At 49.7% G+C, this 7897-nt stretch carries 8 protein-coding genes; all 8 read right to left on the minus strand.

The features are described from left to right. Window positions 1-142 precede the first annotated feature (142 nt). A complete protein-coding gene (gene metW / locus NTW12_10415; protein ID MCX5846747.1) occupies window positions 143-745 on the minus strand; it encodes a methionine biosynthesis protein MetW in 603 nt (200 codons plus the stop codon). After that, the gene (locus NTW12_10420; protein MCX5846748.1) at window positions 735-1907 is read right to left on the minus strand and encodes a homoserine O-acetyltransferase; all 1173 of its coding nucleotides are present in this window, start codon (window positions 1905-1907) and stop codon (window positions 735-737) included. Before NTW12_10420 ends, metW begins: the two co-directional genes overlap by 11 nt. Before the next feature lie 82 nt (window positions 1908-1989). After that, window positions 1990-2916: a cysteine synthase A gene (cysK, locus tag NTW12_10425; GenBank protein ID MCX5846749.1), complete on the minus strand. Its 927-nt coding sequence runs from the start codon at window positions 2914-2916 to the stop codon at window positions 1990-1992. A 19-nt stretch (window positions 2917-2935) separates the two neighbouring features. Then, window positions 2936-4228, minus strand: a complete 1293-nt coding sequence (locus NTW12_10430) for an O-acetylhomoserine aminocarboxypropyltransferase/cysteine synthase (protein ID MCX5846750.1) — start codon at window positions 4226-4228, stop codon at window positions 2936-2938. 302 nt (window positions 4229-4530) lie between these two features. After that, window positions 4531-5433: a quinolinate synthase NadA gene (nadA, locus tag NTW12_10435; GenBank protein ID MCX5846751.1), complete on the minus strand. Its 903-nt coding sequence runs from the start codon at window positions 5431-5433 to the stop codon at window positions 4531-4533. Continuing rightward, a complete protein-coding gene (gene mnmA, locus NTW12_10440) occupies window positions 5420-6484 on the minus strand; it encodes a tRNA 2-thiouridine(34) synthase MnmA (GenBank protein ID MCX5846752.1) in 1065 nt (354 codons plus the stop codon). Before mnmA ends, nadA begins: the two co-directional genes overlap by 14 nt. A 141-nt stretch (window positions 6485-6625) precedes the next feature. Then, the gene (gene nifU / locus NTW12_10445; GenBank protein MCX5846753.1) at window positions 6626-7021 is read right to left on the minus strand and encodes a Fe-S cluster assembly scaffold protein NifU; all 396 of its coding nucleotides are present in this window, start codon (window positions 7019-7021) and stop codon (window positions 6626-6628) included. Next, window positions 7021-7897: aminotransferase class V-fold PLP-dependent enzyme (locus tag NTW12_10450; protein MCX5846754.1), on the minus strand; the 877-nt coding region annotated here is incomplete at its 5' end. The genes nifU and NTW12_10450, both read right to left, overlap by 1 nt.

Raw genomic sequence — 7897 nt, forward strand, 5'->3', positions numbered from 1 at the left:
TCTGGTATTTGTACTTTCATATCAGTAGCTTATAGCATAAATCACAGATAAAAACAACCAAATCCTACAACTTTCTTCAGTTTTCAAAGAGCAGTATCAATGTTTACGCGGGTTTCAGCCTGCATTTTTCAGGACGAACTACTTAATTCTTCCCTTTCATTAAAACAAAGATAGCATTCAAGGCCAATAGATTCGGCCAGAAACGTACAATTTCTTTTTCTCCAAGATAATGGGCTTCCTCTATCAGGATGTTTTTCTCCGCACAAAAAGCTCTGAAATCCGTAATGCTTAAAAAACGCACGTTGGGCGTATCAAACCATAGATACGGCAATGATTCCGTAATAGGTGACCTGCCCTGAAAAAACAGCATGATCCTCGATTTGATATAGGCGAAGTTGGGAAATCCGACAATGACCTTGCTGCCGATGCGCAGGGCCTCCTGGATGACACAATCCACTTTTCTTACTTCCTGCATGCTCTGGTTCAGAATCACGTAATCGAAGGAATGATCCGGATATTCCCGCAAGCTGTGCTCAATGTCATCGTGAAAAACACTTAAGCCCTTCTTGACACACTCCTGAATGGCCTTAGCATTCAGTTCTATACCCTGGGCCCGGACCTGTTTATCCCGGACGAGGGGATACAGGAGATCGCCTTCGCCGCATCCCAGGTCAAGAACCCGGGAGTTATGCTCAATGATCGAATATATGATACGGTGATCCAGACGAATATCTTCAGATGACATAACTGCTCACCACCATGTACCCGTTGAAGGTCTTGTCCAAAAAATGTTTGATCAGGGTTGTCTGCTCTTCAACCTCTACTAAAAAGGCATCATGGCCGTAAGTGGAGTTCAATTCGCAGTATGTTGCATCCACGTGTCTCCTTTTCAACAGACGAACTATCTCCTGCGACTGGTAGGACGGATAGAGCCAGTCCGACTTAAAGGAAATGATCAGGAAGCGCGTGTTGATTTCCTTTCCGTGTGGAATGAGTCTTCCCCCCGACAGATCAAAGTAATCTATCGCTTTTGTAATATGGAGATAGGAATTGGCATCGAAGCGTTTCACAAAGTTCGCCCCCCGGTAGTGCAGATAACCCTCCACTTCAAAATCAGGGTCAAATCCGAAACTGAACCTGCCGCTCTTCAACCGCCGGGAAAATTTCTCTTCCATGGACTGATCACTCATGAAGGTGATGTGCCCGATCATGCGGGCCACTGCCAGCCCCTTCTCCGGCTGGCCATACTCGTAATAGTTTCCCTCGCGCCAGGCAGGATCAGCCATGATAGACAGCCGGATAACTTCGTTGAAGGCAATCTGCTGGGGAGAGTGCTTCAGCGCCGTGGCAATAGGGATGGCAGACCGCACCCGCTCCGGGTAAGAGGCAACCCACTGGAGGACCTGCATACCCCCCATGGAGCCGCCTGCAACGCACAACAGTCTGTCGATACCTAAGAAATCGATGAGGTGCCGCTGTGCATGAACCATATCGGCGATGGTGATAAAGGGGAAATCCAACGCGTAGGGTTTCCCCGTCGCCGGGTTTATTGAAGATGGTCCCGTGGAACCCTTGCAGCCCCCGATGACATTTGAACAGATGACGAAATACCGGTCGGTATCGAAGGCCTTGCCAGGCCCGATCATATCGTCCCACCAGCCCGTATTATCCTGGCCCCTGTGAACGCCTGCCGCGTGTGCATCCCCGGAAAGGGCATGCAGCGCCAGGATCGCGTTCGATTTATCCGCATTCAACATTCCGTATGTCTCATACGCAAGGGTAATCGGTCCCAGCGTCTCACCGCTTTCCAGTTTATGTTCCTTGCCCTGTTCAGCATAGGTGTAATATTGCGTTTCTACAACACCGATGGAACTGCTCTTTATTGTTTCTTTTATTATTTCACTCATTTTAAAATCACATGCCAAGTATTCTTAATGATCCTTTACACTCTTCCAACTCCCCCTTTCGTAAAGGGGGGATATGCGGAGGTTACTTCTGAAACAGCCAGGTCGAAAGATACCGTTCCCCGCTATCCGGCAGAATGGCCACGATCATTTTACCCTCGGCCTCTTTCTGTTTTGCCACTTCAAGGGCGGCCCAGAGAGCGGCGCCGCTGGATATTCCCACGAGGATGCCTTCCTCTTTCGCAATACGTCTGGCCATCTCTCCCGCATTTTCATGGGACACCTGGATTATTTCGTCGATTACATCCCTGTTCAACACATCCGGGACAAATCCGGCGCCAATCCCCTGAATCTTGTGGGGACCGGCTTTCCCGCCGGACAGAACCGGTGAATCCGCAGGTTCCACAGCAACCATTCTGATAGACGGCTTTTTCTTTTTCAAGCCCTCACCTATACCGGTAATCGTCCCACCGGTGCCGATACCTGAAATAACATAATCAACTTTGCCATCCGTATCCTGCCAGATCTCCTCCGCTGTTGTCCGGCGGTGAATCTCCGGATTAGCAGGATTTTTAAACTGCTGGGGTATGAAGCTGTTTTTATAGTCCTTTGCCAGTTCCTCCGCCTTATCAACAGCCCCCCTCATACCCTTGGCCCCTTCCGTGAGCACCAGTTCTGACCCCAGAATGGAGAGCAGATGCCGCCGCTCCAGGCTCATCGTATCGGGCATGGTGAGGATAAGCCGATATCCTTTCGCGGCGCAGACAAAGGCAAGGGCAATCCCCGTGTTACCGCTTGTCGGTTCGATAATTACCGTATCCTTCTTCAGAAGCCCCGCTGCCTCCGCCGCCTCAATCATGGCGACGCCGATCCTGTCTTTCACACTGGAAAGAGGATTGAAGGATTCGAGTTTTACTAAAATCTCTGCATTTAATCCCTTCCCCATTCTGTTGAGACGCACCAGGGGCGTCTTGCCTATTGTCTTGGTAATATCTGAATATATGTTACCCATAGCTATTTCCTCCTTGCTATTATGCCTTCTCCAGGGCTTGTTCGATATCAGCGATGATGTCATCAATATGTTCCAGTCCTACAGACAAGCGAATGAAATCGGGTGTCACACCTGTAGCTAACTGTTCCTCTGCTGAGAGCTGCTGGTGTGTTGTCGTTGCCGGGTGGATCGCCAGGGTTTTTGCATCTCCTACATTAGCCAGGTGGGATATCAGCTCCAGAGAGTCGATGAATTTCTTTCCCGCTTCTGCCCCACCCTTGATTCCGAATCCGAGAATCGCCCCCGCTCCTTTCGGCAGGTATTTTTTTGCCCTTTCCCGTTCCGGAGAGGACTTGAGTCCGGGGTAGTTGACCCAGGTGACTTTTGGGTGTTTTTCCAGATACTCAGCCATGGCCAGGGCATTCTCGGAATGACGCGGCATTCTCAAATGGAGGGTTTCCAGGCCCTGGAGAAAGAGGAAGGAATTAAACGGCGAGAGTGCCGGCCCCAGGTCACGCAGGAGAGCCACACGGGCCTTGATAATGTACGCAATATTCCCCATGGGTTTCAGGGCTTCCACAAAGTTGATCCCATGATAGCTCGGTTCAGGCCCGTCAATAAGGGGAAACTTCCCGCCCGTCCAGTCAAATTTTCCCGAGTCAACGATTACGCCACCCAGCGATGTTCCGTGTCCGCCTATGAATTTGGTTGCCGAATACACAACGATATCCACCCCGAAATCAATGGGTCGAAGCAGGTAGGGTGAAACTGTGTTATCCAGAACAAAGGGAATTCCATTTTTATGTGCAATACCGGCAATGCCTTCGAGGTCGGCTACGTCGAGTTTGGGATTCCCGATAGACTCCGCGTAAATCGCCTTTGTTTTCGGTGTAATCGCTCTCTGAAAAGCATCGAGGTCGTTCGATTTGACGAAATTGACCGTGAGCCCGAGACGGGGAAAGGTGTAATGAAACAGGTTGTAGGTTCCCCCATACAGGTTGTCCGCCGAAACGATCTCATCTCCGGCGCGAGCGATATTGAGAAGCGCCAGGGTGATGGCCGACTGGCCACTGGCCACCGCCAGCCCCCCAACGCCGCCGTCCAGAAGGGCTACCCGCTTCTCAAAAACATCCGTAGTCGGGTTCATCAGCCGCACATATATATTGCCGAACTCCCTCAGGCCAAAGAGATTGGCCGCGTGTTCGGTGTCTTTGAACTGGTAGGAGGTTGTCTGATAAATGGGAACCGCCCGCGCTCCCGTTGTCGGATCCGCTTCCTGACCTCCATGCAGGACCAGGGTTTCAATTTTTAATTTTGCATCGATTTTACTCATACTATGTAACTCCTTTCGTGATCCTGTTGGTCTTGACAAGAAGATTACAACAGGATAATCTTAAAACAGAAAGCGGGGCAAACATCCCTTGTTCACAAGAAGGGCTGTAGATTGCTCGCTTTCCCAATGCGGGGCAGGAATTCACCGGACCAGGGATCAATTCCTGTCCCGCTTTTTATTTATTACGAAAATACCCTCTGTATGTTCCCCCCTTTAGCAAAGGGGGGGCTGGGGGGATTTGATAATTGCTTGAAAAATCCCCCTGTATCCCCCTTTTGCAAAGGGGGACGCATAATGTTTTCTTAATGATCAAGCATTATCTGCAAGCTTCTTTTCGCCTTTTCTGTAATCTCCGGCGGTACGGTCACCTCATACTGCATCTCCTCAAGAGACCACAAAACCTTCTCCAGGGTCGTCAGTTTCATGTTTGGACATGTCGCCCGCTCCGATACGGGATAAAAAAATTTCCCGGGGTTCTCCTTCTTCAGCCGATGGAGAATGCCGACTTCCGTCCCTATGATAAATTCCTTTGCTTCCGATGCACTGACATAACGGCACATCCCTTCCGTGGAGAAAACCTTATCGGCCAGAGAGGTAACACTGGCCGGACATTCCGGATGCACAATGACTTCTGCATCCTTATAGAGCGCCCTTTTCATCGCAATATCTTCAGGCAGTATCTTCACATGCGTGGGGCAATACCCTTTCCAGGAAATAAAATCACGTCCTACCTGGGTTGATATATAATGGGCAAGATACTGATCGGGAGCAAAAATGATCTCGTCATCCTTCTGAAAAGCATCCCGGACGATCCGCTCGGCATTCCCTGAAGTGCAGCAGACATCACACTCGGCTTTCACGTCAGCCGTTGTATTTACATAACACAGCACCTTCGCCTTTGGATGCTCTGCCTTTAATTTCCGGAGCTCTTCGGCGGTAATCATATCCGCCATAGGACAGCCCGCCTTCCTGTCCGGGATGAGAACAATCTTTTCCGGCGAAAGTATCTTTGCCGTCTCCGCCATGAAATAGACGCCGCAGAATACAATGACATCCGCAGTGGTCTTTGACGCCTGAATGCTCAGCCCCAGAGAATCCCCCACGTAGTCCGCAATATCCTGGACTTCGGGAATCTGGTAGTTGTGCGCCAGAATGACGGCATTTCTTTCTTTTCTTAAACGGTTGATCTTTTCAACAAGTTCCATGTAAAACCTCTTCGATAACCCCTCCCCCCAGAACACGGTCATTCTCATAAAAAACCACGGATTGACCGGGGGTAATTGCTTCCTGTTCTTCGACAAATATTACTCTGAGCCTGTCGTTCTCGGCTGTTACATCGCAGGGCGCCTCTTTTTTCCGGTATCTGATCTTTGCATACACCTGCCGGGGCCAGGATTCAGCAAGCATGTTCATATCTCCGGCGAGAAGCCCCTTTGCCTTTAAGTCTTTCTTTTCACCGACGACAATACGGTTTTCATCGGGATCAATAGACACAACGTACAACGGTGTTTTATGACTGATACCCAGACCTCCCCGCTGGCCGATAGTGTGAAATATAATTCCCCTATGCGTGCCCAGAATGTTCCCCTGCATATCCACAATCGGTCCCGGCTTCAATCCCCCTACCCTCTCTAAGAGAAACTCCTGATAGTTTTTCTGTGTTACAAAACATATATCCTGGCTCTCCTGTTTTTCCGCAACAGGCAAGAAAGCTTTTTTCGCTATTTCCCTTACTTCATCCTTGGTCAGAGAGGCGAGGGGAAACAGTATGATCCCCAAACCCTCGTAGGGAATGGCATAGAGAAAATATGTCTGATCTTTCTTTCTGTCCTTCGGCCGTTTCAGACAATAACCCGCTTCATTTCGTTCAATGGCCGCATAATGTCCCGTCGCCAGGAAATCAAAACCGAGCACCTTCGCCTTTTCCAGAAGACTCCCGAATTTCAGGTAGCGATTGCAATCCACACAGGGATTCGGTGTCCTTCCTTTTTTATACTCACTGACGAATTTAGCGATAACTTTCTCCTCCAGCTCTCCCGCATAATCAAAAGCATAGTGAGGAATTTTGAGCCGGTTACAGACCCTTTTCGCATCATCGACTGCGGTAGCGCCGCAGCATCTTACGCGATCTCCTCCTCCCGTTATGCCAAAGCACATGGTCACACCGGAAACATCATACCCTTCATTTTTCAGCAACATGGCTGCGACTGATGAATCGACGCCGCCGCTCATGGCTACTAAAACTTTTTTGCCCATATGTTTCCTTTACTACGAAAATTCTCTCCATATTTTCCCCCTTTAGCAAAGGGGGCTGGGGGGATTTGATAATCGCCTGAAAAATCCCCCTGTATCCCCCTTTCAAAAAGGGGGAAATTATCAGGGGAGTTATGCGTTCCTCTATGCAGCCTTGCCGGTTGCGGATTTTGTTGACCGCATCCGATAATCATCGAGGGCCCTTTTTAACGCCTCTTCCGCCAGAACAGAACAGTGCATCTTGATGGGCGGGAGTCCCCCTAACGCTTCCGCAACGGCCCGGTTGGATATCTTCAAGGCGTCTTCAATTGTCTTGTTCTTCACCAGTTCCGTAACCATGGAACTCGTGGCAATCGCAGCACCGCAGCCGAAGGTCTTGAACTTTGCATCAGTGATAATGCCGCCATCAACCTTGATAGTGAGTTCCATAATATCACCGCATACGGGGTTTCCTACCTTTCCCACCCCATCGGGGTTTTCAATTTCACCGACATTTCTCGGATTCCTGAAATGCTCCATAACCTTTTCACTGTACTGCATTATTTAACCTCCTTTTTGTAGAGAGGAGACATTGAACGCAATTTTCCGACGATAGCGGGCAGGACCGCAAGGACATAAACGATGTCGTCTTCCGAAGTCGGCCTCCCCAGGGTGAATCTTAATGACCCATGGGCAAGCTCATGAGGAAGTCCGATGGCTGCCAGGACATGGGACGGTTCCAGAGATGATGAGGTGCAGGCAGAGCCCGTTGAACAGGCGATCCCTTCCATATCCAGATTTAAGAGCATGGATTCACCCTCCACATATGAAATGGAAACATTGACGTTATTCGGGAGCCTCTGTGTCGGATGACCGTTTAAGCGGGTAAATCCAATTGTGCTAATAATACCCTTGATCAACTTGTCTCGCAGGAAGGTCAGTTGCTTAGTTTCTTTCCCCATCTCCGCCTTTGCCAATTCCACGGCCTTTCCAAAACCGACGATTCCCGGCACATTGTGTGTGGATGCCCGGCGCTGCTGTTCCTGATCACCGCCATGCATGAAGGGGAGCATCCGTATCCCTTTTTTTACGTAGAGGATTCCCACGCCCTTTGGGCCGTTGAGCTTATGCCCGGAGGCACTGAGGATGTCCACATTCATTTCATTAACATCTATCGGGAGGTGACCGAGCGTCTGTACAGCGTCGGTATGAAAATATATGCCTTTCGCTCTTGCAATTTTACCGATCTCAGCAATCGGCTCTATTGTCCCTATCTCGTTATTGGCGTGCATGATAGAAATCAGGATTGTCTTTCCTGTAATTGCCTTCTTCACGTCTGCCGGATCAATAACGCCGAATTCATCAACAGGGATGTAGGTCACCTCAAACCCCTGTTTCTCCAGAAAATGGCACGGTTCCAGAACTGCATGGTGTTCT

This window comes from Deltaproteobacteria bacterium (assembly GCA_026388545.1).
Taxonomy (GTDB): Bacteria; Desulfobacterota; Syntrophia; order Syntrophales; family UBA2185; genus JAPLJS01.